Below are 18,859 nucleotides of genomic sequence, written 5' to 3'. Positions count from 1 at the left end.
GGGAGCAGTCAAGCGGGTTCAGTACAAATCTCTGCAAAAACCCGTAATTTGCTGCTCATTTACTGAAAATTGACCGAAATTTCACGCCATTGGCGCGTTTTCTTCGAATCGCGACACGTATCGAGCGCCAACCCGGTGCCGACACAGAAGAGAGACCGAGCATGAACCACGAACAGATCATCGAGATCGCCCGAAGGTTGGCCGAGGCTGAGCACAGCGGGACGCCTTGCCTACCTCTGCGCGACGATATTTTGGCTGCCGCTCAGGGGGGCGACTCCATCGCCGCCGCCTACGCGGTCCAGCAGCAGAATACCGAACGCCGCCTTGGCCGGGGAGAGCGCCTGGTCGGCCGCAAGATCGGTCTGACCTCGAAGGTGGTACAGCGTCAACTCGGCGTGGACCAGCCCGATTTCGGCATGCTGTTCGCCTCCATGGCTGTGGGCGATGGAGAGGAAATCGCGCTGTCACGTGTGCTGCAGCCCAAGGTCGAAGCGGAAATCGCCCTGGTACTGGAGCGCGACCTAGTACAGGAGCGCCACACCTTCGCCGACCTGATCAGCGCTACCGCCTACGCTCTGCCGGCGATCGAGGTAGTGGGCAGCCGCATTGCCAACTGGGACATCCGCCTTATCGACACCGTTGCCGACAACGCCTCCAGCGGTCTCTTCGTGCTGGGCTCGCGCCCGGTCAAGTTGAGCCAGCTCGATCTGGCTGGTTGTGCCATGCGTATGCAGAACCAGGGCGACATCGTGTCGCAGGGTAACGGTGCTGCGTGTCTGGGCAACCCGCTCAATGCGGCGGTGTGGCTCGCCGACATGATGGTGAAGGTCGGGGCTCCGCTGAAGGCCGGCGACGTACTGATGACTGGCGCACTCGGCCCGATGGTGGCCGTACAAACGGGCGATGCCTTTGTCGCCGAAATAGAAGGGCTGGGCGCAGTGCGTGCCGCCTTCGCCAAAGAGTAAGGAGGAGCAAATCCATGAGTGAACAGAAAATCCCGGTGGCCATCATCGGCTCCGGCAACATCGGCACCGACCTGATGATCAAGGTAATGCGCAAGTCCAAGCACCTCTGTATGGGTGCCATGGTCGGCATCGACCCAAATTCGGACGGTCTGGCGCGTGCAGCCCGCCTTGACGTGCCGGTGACCGCCGAAGGTGTCGATGGCCTCACCCGCCTGCCCAACTTCAAGGACATCCGCATTGCCTTCGACGCTACGTCGGCCGGCGCCCATGCCCGCCACAACGCCGTTTTGCAGCAGCACGGCATCCAGGTGATCGACCTGACCCCGGCTGCCATCGGCCCGTACGTGGTGCCGGTGGTTAACCTCGACGGCCATCTCGATTCGCCGAACATCAATATGGTCACCTGCGGTGGCCAGGCCACCATCCCGATGGTGAAGGCCGTATCGCGCGTGGCAACCGTGCATTACGCCGAGATCATCGCCTCGATTGCTAGCAAGTCCGCTGGCCCAGGTACCCGCGCCAACATCGACGAATTCACCGAAACCACCTCGCGTGCGATTCAGGAAGTCGGTGGCGCCAAGAAGGGCAAGGCCATCATCATCCTCAATCCGGCCGAGCCGCCGCTGATGATGCGTGACACCGTTTACTGCCTGGCCGATCTGAATGCGGACGAGGACGCTATTCGCGCCTCGGTCAAGGAGATGGCAGAGGCCGTTGCTGCCTACGTGCCGGGCTACCGCCTCAAGCAGGAGGTGCAGTTCGACCGCTTCCCGGCCGACAAGCCGCTCAACGTACCGGGTGTCGGCCGCCTGCCGGGCCTGAAGGTGTCGATTTTCCTCGAGGTGGAAGGCGCGGCGCACTACCTGCCGTCCTACGCCGGCAACCTCGACATCATGACCAGCGCCGCGCTAGCCGCCGCCGACCGCTTCGCCAGCCTGAAACTGGCCCACGCTGCCACGATCTGACCGGGGAACCTCACAATGTTTGATACCAGCAAGAAAATCTACGTCTCCGACGTCACCCTGCGCGATGGCATGCATGCAGTGCGCCACCAGTATTCGCTCGAACAGGCAGTGGCTATCGCTCGCTCCCTCGACGAGGCTCGCGTGGATAGCATCGAAGTGGCGCATGGCGATGGCCTGCAGGGGTCGAGCTTCAACTACGGCTTCGGCGCCCATACCGATCTCGAGTGGATCGCAGCGGTTGCCGAGGTGGTCACTCACGCCAAGGTGGCCACGCTGCTGCTGCCCGGAATCGGTACCATTCACGATCTCAAGGCGGCCTACGATGCCGGCGCGCGCGTGGTGCGTGTTGCCACCCACTGCACCGAGGCGGACATCTCCAGGCAGCACATCGAATACGCCCGCGAACTGGGTATGGATACCGTCGGCTTCCTGATGATGAGCCACATGACCACCCCGACGGGGTTGGCCGAGCAGGCGAAGAAGATGGAGAGCTATGGCGCACAGTGCATCTACGTGGTCGATTCGGGTGGCGCGCTGAACATGTACGACATCGCCGAACGCTTCAAGGCTGTCAAGGACGTGCTCGATCCGGCCACCCAGACCGGCATGCACGCCCACCATAACCTGAGTCTGGGCGTGGCCAACAGCATCGTCGCGCTCGAGCACGGCTGCGACCGCGTCGACGCCAGCCTGACCGGTATGGGCGCCGGTGCCGGCAATGCGCCGCTCGAGGTGTTCATCGCCGCCGTCGACCGCATGGGGCTCAACCACGGCTGTGACGTCAAGAAGCTGATCGACGCTGCCGAGAATCTGGTGCGCCCGCTGCAAGAGCGCCCGGTGCGCGTCGATCGTGAAACGCTGGCGCTCGGCTACGCTGGCGTCTACTCAAGCTTCCTGCGGCATGCCGAAACCGCCGCCGCCAAGTACGGCCTGTCTGCCTTCGACATTCTGGTCGAACTGGGCCGCCGCCGCATGGTTGGCGGTCAGGAAGACATGATCGTCGACGTCGCGCTCGACATGCTCAAGCAGCAGGCTGCCTAAGCGTCATCTGCACTGTGCCGCCCCCCATCAGCTGAGGGGGCGTATTTCCCGTTTCTTTGCCGAGCCCTGCCCATGCCCGCCATGCGCAGGGCTCTTCTTCTTAACCGACCGGAACTTTGTCATGTGCTCCCCTCGCTCCTGTCCTCCCCACGCTTACCTGATCGTGTTGCTCGGCGCGTTGGTCGCGTTCGGGCCGTTGTCCATCGATATGTACCTGCCGGGCCTGCCTGCCATCGCGCAGGGGCTGAACGCGCCGATCAGCCAGATCCAGCTCACGGTGGGTGGGTTTCTGGCGGGGCTATGCCTCGGCATGTTGGTGTATGGCCCCTTGTCGGATCGCTATGGCCGGCGTCCGGTGCTGCTGTCGGGCATCGCGTTATATCTGGTCGCCAGTCTGGCCTGCGCCTTGGCTCACAACGCGGAGCAGCTAATCGCGCTCAGGGTGCTGCAGGCCATCGGCGGCGGAGCCGGATCGGTGATGGGCCGCACGGTGGTGCGCGACGTCTTCGCCCTCGACGAGGCAGCCCAGACGCTGTCGCTGCTGCACCTGGTCACTATGATCGCTCCGTTGCTGGCGCCGATCCTGGGCAGCTGGCTACTGCTTTATGCCGGATGGCGAGCCTTGTTTCTGGTGCTGGCGCTGTTTGGCGCCGCCTGCCTGCTGGTGGTGGCGCTGTTTTTGCCGGAGTCGCACCCGGCCGATCGCCGTGGTGATCTGACCCTTATGGCCGCCTTCCGTGCCTACGGGCGGCTGTTCGCCGATCCGCCAAGCATCGGTTATTTGTTGGCCAACGGCCTGACGTTTGGTGCGATGTTTGCCTATATCACCGGTTCGCCCTTCGTCTACATCCAGTATTTCGGCCTGTCGCCGCAACGCTATGGCTACCTGTTCGCGTTGAATACGGCCGGCATCATCGCATTGACCTTGCTGAACAAGCGCTTGAGCCGGCGAGTGGCGCCGGACCAGCTGCTGCAGGGGCAAACAGCCCTGGTGGCCATGGCCGGCAGTGCACTATGGCTGCTGGGGGCGCGCCATCTGCTTTCCGTATTTCTTCCCTTGTTGATACCGATTGGCCTGACCGGCTCGATTGGCCCCAACGCCATGGCTCGTCTGTTGCAGCGGCATGCCGAGCAGGCCGGTGCCGCCATGGCGCTGGCCATCTCCGCCCAGTTTGGGTTGGGCATGCTGGCCAGCTCGCTGGTAGCCATGTTGCAGGACGGTACACCGCGAGCCATGTGCTTGGTGGTGGCGTTGTGCTGTGTCGGCGCATGGCTTGGCTTGCAATGGGTTCGCCTTCATCCGGTTGCTGCGCATGCCTGCGCCGAAAGTAAATAAATTCTTTTAAAAACAATGAAGTGCACATTGTGCACATCGGGGAAATAAATTTTTGCCGCCGGTTGAGCCTCCCTAGAATGACCCTGACAAAACCAATAGGCGAGGGGGCACCCCTGCCGTTCCAACGCATGCATGGCCCTGTTGAGACCGCTTGTCTCAGCATCGGTCAACAACGAGGAGTTTTCATGGACATCAAACTCAAATGCCTGTCGCACACCCCGTTGCGCGGTCTTAACGACCCGGGTGCCGACATCGTCGCGGAAGTCGATGCGGTGATCGCTCGTTCACGTGCCGAGGTGGAGGCCTTCGACCCGGAACTGATCGTGGTCTTCGCGCCTGACCACTACAATGGGCTGTTCTACGACCTGATGCCGCAGTTCGTGGTTGCGACTGCCGCCGAATCGGTCGCCGACTACCAGACCCTGTCCGGACCGCTGTCCATCCCGTCGCAACTAGCCAACGACCTGGTGCGCTTCCTGCTCGATAACGATCTCGACGTTGCGATCTCGCACCGTCTGCAGGTCGATCACGGCTGCACCCAGGTGCTGGAAGAAATGACCGGCAGCCTGACCCGCTATCCGGTTATTCCGGTGATCATCAACTCGGTTGCGCCGCCGTTCTGCTCCTACCGTCGTATCCGCCAGCTTGGCGACGCGGTTGGCCGCTTCATCGCCGGTCTCGGCAAGCGCGTGCTGATCCTCGGTTCGGGTGGTCTCTCGCACGAGCCGCCGGTGCCGGTCCTCGCGGACGCTCCGCAGGAGATCGCCAATTTCCTGATTGCCGGCCGAAACCCGACGACGGAGGCGCGCGCCGCGCGCCAGGCGCGCACCGTCGCCGCCGGCAAGGTCTTTGGCACCACTGACTGCTCGCTGACCCCCCTCAACGCCGAGTGGGACCAGGCCTTCATCGAGACCCTGGTGCACGGCCGCTTCGACGAGATTGACGACTTCAAGGTCGATGCCATTTCCAAGGCCGCAGGACGTTCGACCCATGAAATCCGCACTTGGGTGGCCGCCTTCTCTGCGCTGGCGGCAGCCTGCGGCACCTACCAGGCACGCAAGGACTACTACCGCCCGATCAACCAATGGATTGCCGGCTACGGGGTGCTGAGCGCTGAACCGCGCTAAGCCGATGCTTCCGTAACACACATAACCACAACATACGCAAGGAGAACACCAGGATGAAACCGAACGATATGCAGATTCCGACCGAGTCCGAACTGATCGCTCGCGCCCAAGCCATGATTCCGTGGCTGCGGGAAAAAGCTGATGCGGTGGAGAAGGCGCGCACGGTGCCGAACGACACCATTCAAGCTTTCAAGGACGCTGGCTTCTTCAAGATCCTGCAACCGAAATGCTGGGGCGGCTATGAAATGAACCCCAACGTGCTGAACAAGGTCCTGATGGAGCTGGCACGCGGCTGTCCATCCAGCGCCTGGAACGTGATGGTACTGGGTGTACACCCGTTCGAGGTCGGTCTGCTTGATTCGCGCTGTGGAGACGAGCTGTGGAACGAGGACAATACCCGTCTAGTGTCCTCTTCCTATGCTCCGTTCGGCACTGTTAAGGCCGTCGAGGGTGGCTACGTGCTCAACGGCGAGTGGAAAACTTCGAGCGGTTGCGACCATGCCGAGGGCGGTACCTTCCTCGGTGGTCGCGTCGAGGAAAACGGCGAGATGGTGTTCCGCTCGTTCTGGGTACAGCGCAGCGACGTGGAGATCGTCGACGACTGGTACGTGGTGGGCCTCGCAGGCACCGGTAGCAAGAGCTTGATGGTCAAGGACGTGTTCGTCCCGGCTTACCGCAGTCATGTGATCGCCGCCTACGGTGAGGAGTCGCACAGTCACGTCGAGAACCTGTACAAGATGCCGTTCTTCTATGTGTTCTACGCTGCCGTGTCGTCGGTGATCATCGGCATGGCACGCGGCATGGCCGACCTGTACATCGAACACATGGTGCCGCGCCAGAACCTCAACCAGGCGGTCGGTGCTGCCGTCAATGACCCGTTCATCAAGGGCCGCCTCGGCGAAGCGACTGCCAAGATCCTGGGTGCTGCCGCACGCGTGCTGCACAACACCGACGAGGCTTGGAGCTACGTCTCGCGCGGCGAGCTGGTTCCTCTGGATGTCCGCGTGCGTCACTTTGCTACCAACCAGTTCACCGGCGGCGAGTGCTTCGACGCGGCTCACATGATTTTCAAAAAGACCTCGACCCGCGGGGTGTGGCTGAACAACCCGATGCAGCGTCAACTGCGCGACATCCTGGTGGCCTCCAACCACATCACGCAGAACCAGGACAATATCGGCGACCTGTTGGGCGGCCAGCTGCTGGGCAACCCATTGCCCAAGGGCAACCCGTTCGGCGTCAAAGTGTAAGGAGCGATCGTCATGACCCAGCAAATTAACCAGTTGCTCGACTGGACGCCCAACGCCCGCCTCGCCGAATTGCCGACGGTGAGCGCCGACGCCCACCGCTACGGCATGCGCCACTTCGCCATCGGTGTGTCGATCATCACTGCGCGCGACGGTGAGGCCCGTGCCGGGCTGACCGCCACCGCCGTCTGTTCGGTCACTGCCGACCCGCCGCGGCTGGTGGTGTTCGTCAATAAGAACGTGGTCGCCAGCGAGATCATCCGCAACAGTGGCGCGATCTGCGTCAACGTGCTCGAGGGCGAGCAGGAGGACGTCGCCAAGGCCTTCGCCGGCATGATCGAGGGTGTGCACGGCGAGGCACGTTTCGGACACGGCGCATGGAGCGAACTGTTGACGGGGGCCCCGACTCTGTCCGGCGCGCTGGCCAACTTCGACTGCCGCGTAATTAAGGTCTTCGACGAAAGCACCCACCACGCCTTCCTGTGCGAGGTGCTGGCCACCCGCGAACGCCAGGACGGCGAGGCGCTCATCTATCTCAACGGCGCCTTCCGCCGCCTTCCCCAGTAAACCGACGCGGGTGGCTTGTCGTGCCACCCGTGTCCACTATAAGGAATACGAATATGACAGCCAGCACCTCGCTTTTGACTGAACAGGCCACCAGCCGCTTCGTGCGCATCCAGGAAGGTGACCTTGACCTGCAATTGCATTACAACGACGCCGGTACTGGCCCCGAAACCGTGGTGATGCTGCATGGCTCCGGCCCCGGCGCCAGTGGCTGGGCCAACTTCAACCGCAACGTCGAGCCGTTGGTGGCGGCCGGTTTTCGCGTGATCCTGATGGACTGCCCGGGCTGGAGCAAAAGCGACCCGATCGTCTGCACCGGCTCGCGCTCCGACCTGAACGCCCGTGCGCTTAAGGGCCTGCTCGACGCTATCGGCATTGATCGCGCGCACCTCATCGGCAACTCGATGGGTGGCCATAGCGCCGTTGCCTTCGCCCTGACCAACCCGGCGCGTGTCGGCAAGCTGTTATTGATGGGAGGCGGCACCGGCGGTGCCAGCCCATTCGCGCCGATGCCGACCGAAGGCATCAAGCTGCTTCAGGGACTGTACCGCGAGCCGACCATTGAAAATCTGAAGAAGATGATGAACGTCTTCGTCTATGACACCAAGGACCTGACCGAAGAGCTGTTCCAGGCCCGTCTCGACAACATGTTGGCACGGCGCGACCACCTGGAGAACTTCGTCAAGAGCTTGGCCGCCAATCCGAAGCAGTTCCCCGATTTCAGTCCGCGCCTGAGCGAGATTACCGCACAGACCCTGATCATCTGGGGCAGCAACGACCGTTTCGTACCGATGGACACCGGCCTGCGCCTGCTGGCCGGTCTGCCCAACGCCGAGCTGCATGTGTTCAACCGTTGTGGTCACTGGGCGCAGTGGGAGCACGCCGACAAGTTCAACCGGATGGTGCTGGATTTCCTGACCCACTGATTGAACCTCGGGTTCTTAAAATTTTGGCCGCTTATGAGGGCGTTGTTGAGGACTTCGCCCTCAGTCGCTGGATGTTGAAGTCCAGTAGGCTTGCGGCCTGAATAAGAGCCGCTAATAAAACCCCCTTGGCGTTGTTATGCGGCCTTCCCAGGCCACTTGTATTGTCTGCGGCCGCATATCTAGCCAAGGCCAGCTTCGCTGGGTTTTGTTAGCGGCTCTACATCCTTCTGAGGAAAGAGGGGAGGTCGTCCCTCATTGAAGCCCTTCGACAGCGCCATTCAACAGAGCCGGCTTGCGCGCTATCTGTATGAAGTATTCCTCTTGTGCACCAAGTGCACATATCCCAAAAAATTTTGATTGCCTATCTGCCATTGGATAATTCTATCGACTCAGGTAAATGCACAATGCTGGCTCTTAATAAAAGTCTGAAATTTTGAATGGTTTTCAAAGAAAGGATTGCTGCCGCCGCCACATAAATACAAGCTGCACTAAAAATAGACCAGTCCAAGCGCGTCATATAAAGAACAGAATAAATAATCCCACAAGGGAAGGCCGTTCTGCATAGAGGAGAAATAATGAGCATTGAGAAAAGTGACTCGGTAGTGGTGTCCGCAAGTGACGCTTCGTCGATTTATATTCGTACGGCTGTACCAAATCAGTTCGAACAGCAGGTCATCTCAAAAATTGCCAGACGGTTGATCTGGTTCTTGTTCGTCTTATTTGTATTTTCCTTTCTCGACCGCATCAACATCGGCTTTGCCGGACTGACCATGTCCAAGAGCCTGGGGTTGACTGCCACCATGTTCGGGCTCGCCACTACGATTTTCTACGTGGTCTACGTAATCTTCGGCGTGCCAAGCAACTTGATCTTCAGCCGCATCGGAGCCCGGCGCTGGATGGCCACCATCATGGTCGCCTGGGGCATCGCCTCCACCTGCACGATGTTCGCTCGCGACGCAACTACCCTGTATATCCTGCGCGCGCTTGTTGGCATTACCGAAGCCGGTTTTTTGCCAGGCATGCTGTTGTATCTGACCTATTGGTTTCCTAGTGTGTACCGGGCCCGTGCCAATGCGCTATTCATGATCGCTATGCCGGTGACCACTGCCCTCGGCTCCGTGGTGTCAGGCTACCTGTTAGGCATGGACGGCAAGCTCGGTCTCGCTGGCTGGCAATGGCTGTTCTGCCTTGAGGGGCTGCCTGCCGTCTTACTCGGTATTGTGGTGTGGTTTTACCTGGACGATGGTCCGGCCAAGGCCAAGTGGCTGAGTGCGGAAGAAAAATCCTGTCTGCAGGAAATGCTGGAGGCGGAGCTCCACAAGCCGCAAGCGGCGCCAAAGCAGCAACGCAGCACTGTGCATGAAATCTTTAGCCCGACGGTGATCAAGTTCGCCCTAGGCTACTTTTGCCTGGTCAATGCGGACGTGATGGTTGGCATTTGGGTGCCACAAGTCGTCAAGAGCTTCAATGCTGACAGCAGTAATGTAGCCATCGGCCTGATGGCGGCGTTTCCGCAGGTGTGCACCGTGCTCGGCATGATTTGGTTGGGGCGCCGCTCCGATCGCAAGCAGGAACGCAAGTGGCACATGATACTGCCTATGCTGTTTTCCGCTGCGGGCTGGCTCATCGCGGCGTATGCGGGCGATTCCATGATTCGGCTGCTAGGCTTGGCCATGGCATCGACCGGTTCCTTTGCCGCAACCAGTATCTTCTGGACCACTCCCGATAGCGTATTAAGCAATAAAGCCAAGGCTGTCGGCCTTGCCGCGATCAATGCGTTCGGCAATTTTGGTGCGGCGGTCAATTCCCTGGTGGTCGGCGTTTTGAAAGACTTGACCCATAGCTTCTCGGCCGGGTTGTTATTTGCCGCCATTGTTCTATTGGTCGGTGTGGTTATCTTGAACTCTCTGCCGATCAAGTCACGCTCCCTTACCTCGCCAAGTTAAGTTCAATCGTTGTTAGTGGTTTTAAAGACGGGTATGGCTGTTGCAGCCATACCCAGGGAGTTTTTGCGAGAAAAAATGAATGCTTGGCCAAGTTAGCCATTAAACCAACTTAATTTTTAAAACTAAAAATAGCTTCATCAGGCACGTCTACAGCCATTTAGAGGAGAAATATCATGAAAAAAACGATAATGCTGGCCCCTTCGCTTGCGCTCATGTCGGTGATGGCGCACGCCGACGTGACCATCTACGGGGTATTTGACACCACCATGGAGAGCGTCAGCGCCAAGGGCGCCACTTCGCCCGGCAAAAACGTGGCCAGCACGAGCCGGGTGAACTCCAACAGTTCGCTGATCGGCTTCAAGGGATACGAGGATCTTGGCGACGGATTGAAGACGATCTGGCAAGTCGAAAGCGGCATCGCAATGGATACGGGGGGAGGTTACTTCGCCACACGGGATACGTTCGTTGGCCTCTCCAGTGCGACGGCCGGCACCGTGCAGATGGGGCTGCTGACGGGGCCTGCCCGGATGATTCCGGCTCTCTGGGATCTCAATCAGGGCACCACCGGGATCGGCATGGGGGGCGCCATCGCGGGCAAGCTGGGCAACCTGGTATTTGTCGATCCAGCTCTCAGAGCCCAATCGACCTTTGCGCCCGCCAATGGGACGGGTAATACCCAGATGCAGCTGGGTCCGTTTGAGACCCGTACCCGCAACGCGGTGATGTATACCTCGCCGACCTGGCACTCCACGTCGGCTTCGGCGTTGTATGCCCCAGGGGAAACGAGTACCAGCTCGCATGCGTACAAGGCCGAGGCCAGCATCAAATACGATGATGGTGCGACCTATGCTTCAGCCGCCTATGGTCGGTTGGACACCGGGGTGGATGACAATGCGGCGTTGAGCCAGAGCGCGTTTCGTTCGTTGAGCACCGCGCGGGCGGCGGCGTTTTATCGCTTTACGCCCCAGACGCGGGTGGGCTTGCTGTTTGATCGTATGGAGGGCCAATTGACCACGGCCGGTGCGGCAAGCCTCGGCGGCTCGACGCTTCGCCAGAATGTGTGGATGGCCAACGGTTCGCTCGGCATCACCACCAACGGCAAGCTGATTGCCCAGTATGCCCACGCTGGCGAACTCACCGGTGGATCGCCCGCGACCGCTGGCCATGGCAATGCCCAGTATTACGAACTCGGCTACGAGTATTCCTTGTCCAAACGTACCATTCTGAAGGCCATCTATGTCGAGGTGCGCAATGGCGCCTCGGCGAACTATGACTTCGGGATCGGCAGCATTGGCGGGGTAGCCGATGGTGCCAAGCCGCGCGGCATCGCCCTCGGGTTGCGCCACACGCTCTGATCGGCAGGACAAGCTGGCCAGTATGCTGGCCGGCTGGCCCCACCACTCGCCGTCATCCTTCCTTCGCCCCCTCCAGAACCGTATTCGGGAATTCCTACCAAGACGATGAATATCACCAAGCGCCTCCTTCTTACGCTGGCGATAGCACTGCTGGCGATGGTCATGATCAGTTCCGTTGGCTTGCAGTATCTGGCGCAGTCTCAGACACGCTTTGACCAAGTGGAGACCAACATCCTGCCCAGTATTCGGAGCCTGAACCAGGCCAAGCAGTTGTTCTGGCTCATGAGAACCTCGGTCTATCAGCACATGCTGGCGGCAGATCCGGCTAAGAAAGCCGAGATCGAACGCGTGATCGCCAGCGAAGATGCCGAGCTACGAAACACACTCGATCAATACCGGCAGGCGTTCGCCATCAATGCGACAGATCGGGTCATGCTTGAAGCGGACAAAGCCGCCGTTGCCGACTATCAAGAAGCCCGAACTCGGCTGCTGGATCGATCGCGTGCCAACGACAGCGACGGCGTGCGCGCCTTGGTTCCCATTGGGGTAAGCAAGGCAAACCAGTTGTTCACCACGCTTGAGAGCCATTTGAGCTACAACTACCGGCTGGCCGAGGCGTTCAGTCGGAACAATAAAGCGGCCCACCAGCAGGCCATTTTGATCTTCGTGGCGATCACCGCGGTGACCGTCCTCGTCTGCCTCGTGCTAGCGGTGAACTTGTACCGGGCGATCGTCCATGGCCTCACGGGGATACGTGGGACGCTGCATCACGTAGAACAATCACTGGACTTCACCCTCCGTGCGCCGGTACGCCGGATGGACGAGATCGGCCATATGGCGATCGCCTTCAACGGCCTGCTTGCTCACCTGCAGGGTAACCTTCAGGCGTTGACACACAGTGCGCAGAAAGTCGCAGGGGCGGCGGAGCAGATGACGCAAACGGCTCGCCATGTCTCGACTGCGGCGGCCACGCAGAGTCAGGCTTCGGCCACCGTGGCGGCCACCATTGAACAGATGACAGTCGGAGTCGGCCAGGTGGCCGAACAGAGCGGGCAGGCCTATGTCTTGGCCAATGAGTCCGGGCGGCTTGCCTTGTCGGGGTCCACCACGATTGTTCAGACCATCGAAGCGATGCACGAGATTGCCGGTGCGGTGCGCGCCGCCGCCGAGCGTATCCGCCTGCTGGAGCAGCAGAGCACCCGGGTCGGTAACGTGGTACAGGTGATCGAGGAGGTGGCCGAGCAGACCAACCTGCTAGCGTTGAATGCCTCCATCGAGGCGGCGCGGGCCGGTGAGCAAGGCCGGGGCTTCGCCGTCGTGGCCGACGAAGTGCGCAAACTGGCAGAACGCACCAGCGTCTCCACGCAGGAAATCGCCGCCACCATTGCGACCATGCACCAGGAGGCCTCCCAAGCCACCATGGCGATGCAAACCGCCGAACGGCTGGTTGCCAACGGCGAACAGCAGGCTGACGATGCGGGTCAGGCGATTCGCCAGATCGGGACCTCAGCCAACGACACGGCGACGATGGTGCGTGAGATGTCCGGTTCAATCGCCGAACAAGGCAGTGCCAGCCAGCATATTGCGGGACAGGTCGAGCGGATTGCCCAGATGGCTGAAGAGGCCAGCCAAGCAGCGGAGCATACCGCCAGCCATGCCAAGCTGCTGGACGGGCTGGCACGCCAGCAGATGGAGGCCCTTCATCATTACCGGTTGTGACTTAGAACCTATCCCAATAGACCGGTAGTCCGCCAAGTGATGATGCCGGTACTGTCACGTTGTTGGCCGGTTGTCGGAAACAAGGGGACCTTCTCGGGCATGAAACGAGCCACGTTGCCTCACAACGCATCCGCCACCAACGCCTTCTCGTATGCCGGTTACCGATTCCCGCTGGCGGTGATCAGCTAGGCGGTGTAGCGGTACTACCGTTTTCCGTTGAGCCTGCGCATGGTCGAGGAGGGGATGACTGCACGCTCCATCGATCTGAGCGACGAGACGATACGGCGCTGGTCAATAACGTTCGGACTGGGTATCGCCCGGCGCATCGACTCGCCAGATCAATGTCGACGGTAAAGCGGCCGTCGACATCGACCGGTACAACGTCATGTGTCGTCGCCAAGATCATTCCAGCGATGCGCGCAACTGCGCCGTTCATTGTCTTGCGCGCCGGGAATGTAGATCACATCATGACACCACAATGCAAGTTCCACTGCATCAGGATCGTGGATCACCGCACGCGCGATATCCAGATCGTGCATGCAGCGGTGGATGTGGTCCAGGTTGTGATAGCGACGCGTTGGCTCGGCGTAATATCGCACCAGCTCGGCGTAGACCGCTTCGCCCTGGACGCCGCCGCAGCGTGATCACAGCGCCAAAAAGCGTGTTTCCATCCTATTCATCCCGACTCCTCTGGCCTCCAGTGCATGCCTAACGTTTAGAGAACCGAGGCCCGCGCGCCAGTGCCGCCGGTTCCATTTTTGTTAAATTGTAAGAACTGCAGTATTCCATCCCCCAGAGCCACCCTAATGGGAACTCTGCGGCCGGACTCGGGCAACTGATTCACGAAGCTAAACGGGGTATGCAGGCATCCGGCCTCGGCGCTCACCCTAGCGCGTGAGCCGCTGAGCATGATCGATACCTGGATGTGAGTCTGCCAGTTTAAGCTGGTCGAGGGCCTTCGACCCAAGCCGGACTGTCGATCGACTCGGTGTTCGCTTCAAAACATCATAAAACGGTGATGTGCGGTATCGATGTGCATTTTCACAATTTTCGAACATTCTTTGTTGACAAAGGAAAGGCCGGCGTGGATAATCCGTTCTTGTGGAGATGCAGCAATTGCCCCTTGATCGCTTCTCCTCTATTTCTCCTTTGTAGACTGGCGCAGACCTCTTGGTTCTGCGCATTTTTTTTGCCCGTTCGCCGGCAGTCATTTCTTAATACGCTGAATAAATAGAAGTTATCGTGCCTTGCTCGTACCGGGCGCCAACTTCCCATCCATACTTCTCATTGCCCCGGAACCCCAACGGTTCGACCAGGAGTAAGCTATCGAGCGGCAACATCGCAAAACAAGCGCATCTCCATGTCTTACTCATAACGCGTGAAATGATTCATTTTGTAACAGAAATGAAAAAATTGAACATAGCATATTCGGCCTACGAGAAGGGAGCTGTTGCATAAGTTCTGCCAAGCCAACGCAGGAGGTGCATAGGTAGACTCGCCGCAGGAACCCGTACAAGCCCCATTACCGCACCACCAACTGGCCTGAATACAACTGCAGCCTGCAGAACCGAGCGAGTCTGACGGTGTGGATGTCGCCAGACATCCCTTGGTTGGGCAATGGTCATATTGGTGCCAATGGTCGCCCGCAGGTCTACACCGATGCGGCCATCCAGGCGGTCCTGATAATGAAAGTCTTGTTCAAGCTGGCGCTACGGCAAGCACGTGGCTTGGTCAGTAGCTTGGTGAAGCTGTTGGGGCTGGATTGGTCGGTGCCTGCTTCAGCACCGTCAGTCGGCGACAGGCTGCCCTGACTTGGGCTAGCCTGATTCCAGCAGACAGCAGTCGGAACACATATCTATATTAGATCGCGTCCTGGTAGCGTTTGCGGTCAGTCATCGGGGAGAGGCGGAACTGCGCCTTGTACTTGGTAGCGAAGTGGGTGGTCGAGACAAAGCCGGTGCTGGCACACACTTCTTCGAGCGGCTTTGATGTGCGGTACAACAACTGACGTGCACGGAGCAGCCGGATTTCGAGGTAAGCCTGCGCAGGCGTCTTGTGCAGCCGGTCCTGAAACCAGCGTTCGAGCTGGCGTGACGACACGCCGAGGTAGGACGCGATCTCAGCGATCGACAGCGTCTCCTCGACGTTACTCTCCATGATCTGCAGTGCCTCCTCAAGCTTGGCATGATCGGCACCCTGATATTGCCTCAGCGACGCGCGCTGGCGATGCTCATGGCCGCGTCGCTCGGCGAGCAGCAATTCGAGCACACGTCCGCCTAAGCTACGGCTACCCGGTGCCTGACTGATCAGGTGCACCATCAAGTCGAGAGGTGCAATCCCACCACTTGAGGTGTAGCGGTTGCGATCAATTTCATAAAGGCGGTTCGAGACGATGGGTTTGGAAAAGCGTTCGAGCAGTATGTCCTGGTCTTCCCAGTGAATGGTGCAGCGATAGCCGTTGAGCAGGCCAGCGCGCGCCAGATAGTAGCTGCCAGTGTCGATACCGCCGAGTGCCGCTCCCTTGCGCTCCTGAAAGCGTAGCCAGTCGGTGATCGTTCCGTTGCCCGCTTTCGGCACCGGGTTGGGGCCGACGATGAACGCAATATCAAATACTTCCTTATCCGCAATCGACGCATCGGTATACACGCGGATGCCGTCACTAGACGCGACACACTCTCCGTCGACCGACAGCAATTTGAACTCGTAGACCTTGCGCCCGACGACCATGTTGGCGATGCGCAGAGGGTCGACCGCTGCGCTCAGCGCGATCAGCGAAAAGTCCTTAACAAGCAAGAAACCGAAGGTCGTGATGCGAAGGTCGTGCATCCCTGCGGGAATGCGCTTGACTGCCGTGGTACTCATGGCCTCCCTCACTGAAATCCCCAGTTTAATGGCTGGGAACACTCCCAGCCGCCTTCTCCATACCGCTAGCCCGACCAAGCTTGCGCGGCTGACGGCCATGTTACTGCACAGCACCGCCCTCTGACAGGCTGATATTCTTCCCGTCCCCTTCTCCTTAGCATTGTGAAACGGCCAAATGTTGACCGAACCCATCAGCGACCTCGACCAGCTCGCTGCTGCGCCAAGGCCGCTCCTTCCCTAAAGTCCATGGTGGCTTAAACAGCCAGTTTGGCATGCCCCACCCTGCGGGTGGGGGCTGCGCCAAGTGGACAACAGACTCGAGTCAGCTCTCAAAGGCTTTTGCCAGCGCGTCGCTGATCCCGTCGACACACACCTTGAGCAGCAATTCGCCGTGTGCCGCGCTGGCCTTCTTCGCCGAGGAAAGACAACCGGAGGCGGGGGTCCATTCCGGCTTAACCGGGAAAAAATCGTAAGGAGGGAAGGTGGCCGGCGGATGGTCGACCACCTGGTCGATGTCCACCAGATTCGGGTGGAGGTGGAGCATCAGCGACGTTTCGAGCACGCCGCCGTGCTCTACCGCCCAGCCCGGGAATTCGTCCTGATAGATCTTCTCGATCGCCTCTGGGGTGACGAAGTCCCAGTACGACAGCACCACCGTGGCAAAGTCATGGATGCCTTCCCAGCGCAGCTCACGCTGCGCGAGGTCCACGCCCTCGACGATGAACATCGAGTTTTCGTAATGCCCATTGACCAGGACCGTGCGGCGAACGCCGTGGCGTGCCAGCTCCTTCAGGATGTCGCGGATCGTACAAGTGAGCGTGTGGCCATCCAGGCTGGTCGTCCCGGGCATGTGGTTGCCGCCTCCGCACTTCTGCTGCGATTTGTAGCCGTAGGCGATCGGCGGTGCGACGAGCGCGTCGATGCGTTTGGCGACCCGCTCGGCGATCGCCGTCGGCAGCAGCACGTCGGTATTCAGCGACATATGGTGTCCATGCTGCTCGAGCGCCCCAACCGGGATCATGACGATGGTCTTGCCATCCTTGACCTTGGCATCGTAAACCGGCCAAGTAAGCTCAGAAATATGCGGGCTGCTCATGGTATGACTCCAAATTTAAAGACAGCAACAAGCCTGAAATGAGACGTAGCGTCCTTCCGGACCACCAAAAATGGATGGTCCGGAAGGCACCACGATTCCCTGAGTACGTTGTTAATTAGATTGATCTACCCGCAGCAGCCATCTTAGCGCCACCGACAAATGCCAGATGTTTTTTGGCCAAGACATAGTACAGCAGCCCCGGAACCAACAAACCAAGTTCAAAACCCACATCCCCCCAGCCAAGATAGTGGGTCATCAAAGGGCTTGCATAAACGGGGGAATTAGAGAAGGCGATCGAGACAACAATCCCCACCAGCCAGGCCACCACGCCAGGCCAGAAAACCCCTTTGCTGTACCAATAATCACCACTGCCCCACTTCATCAGATCCGCAGGGTTGTAGTTCCCCTTACGCATAAAGTAGTCCACCGCAATAATGGCAGCCCACGGCGCGGTCCAGTACACCATATAGCCCAGGAAGGTTTCATACACGCTATAAAACGAACCGTAATACACCGTTATGATACGGAAGCCCAGCGTGAACAGTGCGATGATCCCGAGGGAAGCCACGCGGCTGATGGGGACTCGCAACGCCAGCAGACCCAAGCCGGCCGTATAGCCATTGGGGACGTTTGCAGCAATCCCGCCGACGATAATGGCCAACAGCAACGGCACCATAAACCAGATCGGCAAAAATTTTGCCAGCTGGCTGACCGGGTCATAGCCAAGATTACCACCGACCGCCATGGCAAAGACGACCCCGATAATTTCACACACAGTCAAGGCAACAAACTGCCCGCCACCGGCAAATAAGGCAATTTTCTTCCAGCTGGTTTCAACCGGGAAATACCGACTATAGTCCGAGGCAAAATTGGCCCAACCGATGGGAAAGGAGCAAACAACCCCCATCGCCACCAGCCAAGTCCCGATGGTGGCGTGGTGGGTTTCGTTCAGCAACGCCTGACCGAGATGGGCATGCGGATAAACAAAATAGACCAGCCCCGCAAACAACGTCGCCAAAATCACCGCAATCCACTTTTCGGCCGCGATAATCGTGGCATGACCAAAAATGGCCAGACCGATTTCGGCGGCCAGAATGATGGCTAATGATAGCCAAACAACAAGAGGACTATCAGCGCCGGTCATTTTTATAATGGCTTCCAATGCCTCGGTCGCCACCACCGAGTTAATCGAAAACCAGCTCAGCGCGGAAAGCAGGCTCACCGCCTTAGGCAGAAACGATCCCAGCTGCCCAAAAGAACTTCGGGACACCACGATCCCGGCCGAGCCGGTTTTCGGCCCCATGATCGTCGAGAATCCCACCACCAAGCAGCCGAGCAGGTTGCCGGCGAGGATCGCGGCGATGGCCTGCCAGAACGACAGCCCCTGCGCGTACGCCATCGCGCCGGTGACCACCACGACATAGTTGATGTTCGCCCCCATCCACATCTTGAAAAGATCCTTGGGCGTCCCATGCCGGTCCTTCAGCGGTATCGGGTCTAGACCGTGCTGCTCGATGCTCCACGCCTTATCAGCGACCACCGCATCGTGATTCTGTTTGCCATGACTCATGGCGATCTCCTTTGCTCGTCCTTTGTATGGATAACGTCTTTCTACTTGGGTAAACGTCTTTTTCTTATTGACTACGGAGCAACTCGACGACTGACCGACCCCCGATGCAGGCCGGGACATGATGAAATGGCTGGACTCTCCTT

General features: G+C 59.4%; 16 protein-coding genes. 12 read left to right on the top strand and 4 right to left on the bottom strand.

The genetic code is table 11. From position 1 onward, the window contains the following. Positions 1-161 precede the first annotated feature (161 nt). The 11 genes from QU481_RS16135 to QU481_RS16085 all read left to right on the top strand — a co-directional run bounded on the left by QU481_RS16135 (position 162) and on the right by QU481_RS16085 (position 13,188). Positions 162-965: a fumarylacetoacetate hydrolase family protein gene (locus tag QU481_RS16135; RefSeq protein ID WP_289831060.1), complete on the top strand. Its 804-nt coding sequence runs from the start codon at positions 162-164 to the stop codon at positions 963-965. A 14-nt stretch (positions 966-979) separates the two neighbouring features. After that, complete coding sequence (locus tag QU481_RS16130) at positions 980-1,930, top strand: acetaldehyde dehydrogenase (acetylating) (protein ID WP_289831059.1); 951 nt, start codon at positions 980-982, stop codon at positions 1,928-1,930. Between the two features lie 15 nt (positions 1,931-1,945). After that, complete coding sequence (gene dmpG / locus QU481_RS16125) at positions 1,946-2,971, top strand: 4-hydroxy-2-oxovalerate aldolase (protein ID WP_289831058.1); 1,026 nt, start codon at positions 1,946-1,948, stop codon at positions 2,969-2,971. Positions 2,972-3,092: 121 nt separating this feature from the next. Then, positions 3,093-4,307, top strand: a complete 1,215-nt coding sequence (locus tag QU481_RS16120; RefSeq protein WP_289831057.1) for a Bcr/CflA family multidrug efflux MFS transporter — start codon at positions 3,093-3,095, stop codon at positions 4,305-4,307. 185 nt (positions 4,308-4,492) lie between these two features. Next, entirely contained in the window at positions 4,493-5,434 is a 942-nt protein-coding gene (locus QU481_RS16115) for a 3-carboxyethylcatechol 2,3-dioxygenase (RefSeq protein WP_289831056.1), read from the top strand. 53 nt (positions 5,435-5,487) lie between these two features. Further along, positions 5,488-6,681, top strand: a complete 1,194-nt coding sequence (locus QU481_RS16110) for an acyl-CoA dehydrogenase family protein (RefSeq protein WP_289831055.1) — start codon at positions 5,488-5,490, stop codon at positions 6,679-6,681. Positions 6,682-6,693: 12 nt separating this feature from the next. Next, positions 6,694-7,245: a flavin reductase family protein gene (locus QU481_RS16105; RefSeq protein ID WP_289831054.1), complete on the top strand. Its 552-nt coding sequence runs from the start codon at positions 6,694-6,696 to the stop codon at positions 7,243-7,245. 53 nt (positions 7,246-7,298) lie between these two features. Beyond that, positions 7,299-8,168: an alpha/beta fold hydrolase gene (locus QU481_RS16100; RefSeq protein ID WP_289831053.1), complete on the top strand. Its 870-nt coding sequence runs from the start codon at positions 7,299-7,301 to the stop codon at positions 8,166-8,168. Between the two features lie 575 nt (positions 8,169-8,743). After that, a complete protein-coding gene (gene hpaX / locus QU481_RS16095) occupies positions 8,744-10,114 on the top strand; it encodes a 4-hydroxyphenylacetate permease (protein WP_289831052.1) in 1,371 nt (456 codons plus the stop codon). Between the two features lie 173 nt (positions 10,115-10,287). Continuing rightward, a complete protein-coding gene (locus tag QU481_RS16090; protein ID WP_289831051.1) occupies positions 10,288-11,469 on the top strand; it encodes a porin in 1,182 nt (393 codons plus the stop codon). 105 nt (positions 11,470-11,574) lie between these two features. After that, on the top strand, positions 11,575-13,188 hold the full coding sequence (locus tag QU481_RS16085) for a methyl-accepting chemotaxis protein (protein WP_289831050.1): 1,614 nt from the start codon (positions 11,575-11,577) through the stop codon (positions 13,186-13,188). A gap of 383 nt (positions 13,189-13,571) precedes the next feature. Here the strand turns inward: QU481_RS16085 and QU481_RS16075 are convergent, their stop codons facing one another. Next, positions 13,572-13,727 (bottom strand): hypothetical protein, encoded by a 156-nt coding sequence (locus QU481_RS16075; protein ID WP_289831049.1) that lies wholly within the window; start codon positions 13,725-13,727, stop codon positions 13,572-13,574. 1,020 nt (positions 13,728-14,747) lie between these two features. On the opposite strand from QU481_RS16075, the gene QU481_RS23895 reads away from it, so the two are divergent. Further along, a complete protein-coding gene (locus tag QU481_RS23895) occupies positions 14,748-14,999 on the top strand; it encodes a transposase (protein WP_353962191.1) in 252 nt (83 codons plus the stop codon). A 49-nt stretch (positions 15,000-15,048) separates the two neighbouring features. Here the strand turns inward: QU481_RS23895 and QU481_RS16070 are convergent, their stop codons facing one another. From QU481_RS16070 to QU481_RS16060, 3 genes are all read right to left on the bottom strand, one after another. Then, positions 15,049-16,050 carry a GlxA family transcriptional regulator gene (locus tag QU481_RS16070; protein WP_289831048.1) on the bottom strand — a complete coding sequence of 334 codons (1,002 nt, stop codon included), beginning with the start codon at positions 16,048-16,050 and terminating at the stop codon, positions 15,049-15,051. Positions 16,051-16,372: 322 nt separating this feature from the next. Then, positions 16,373-17,146, bottom strand: coding sequence for a creatininase (locus tag QU481_RS16065; RefSeq protein ID WP_289831047.1), 774 nt, complete (start codon positions 17,144-17,146; stop codon positions 16,373-16,375). A gap of 115 nt (positions 17,147-17,261) precedes the next feature. Then, complete coding sequence (locus tag QU481_RS16060; RefSeq protein ID WP_289831046.1) at positions 17,262-18,716, bottom strand: purine-cytosine permease family protein; 1,455 nt, start codon at positions 18,714-18,716, stop codon at positions 17,262-17,264. Between the last annotated feature and the right edge of the window lie 143 nt (positions 18,717-18,859).

Origin of the sequence: Crenobacter oryzisoli (assembly GCF_030385785.1) — a bacterium.
Taxonomy (GTDB): domain Bacteria; phylum Pseudomonadota; class Gammaproteobacteria; order Burkholderiales; family Chromobacteriaceae; genus Crenobacter_A; species Crenobacter_A oryzisoli.
The sequence above is the reverse complement of the archived record's forward strand: the minus strand, read 5'-3'. Positions and strand labels throughout refer to the sequence as shown.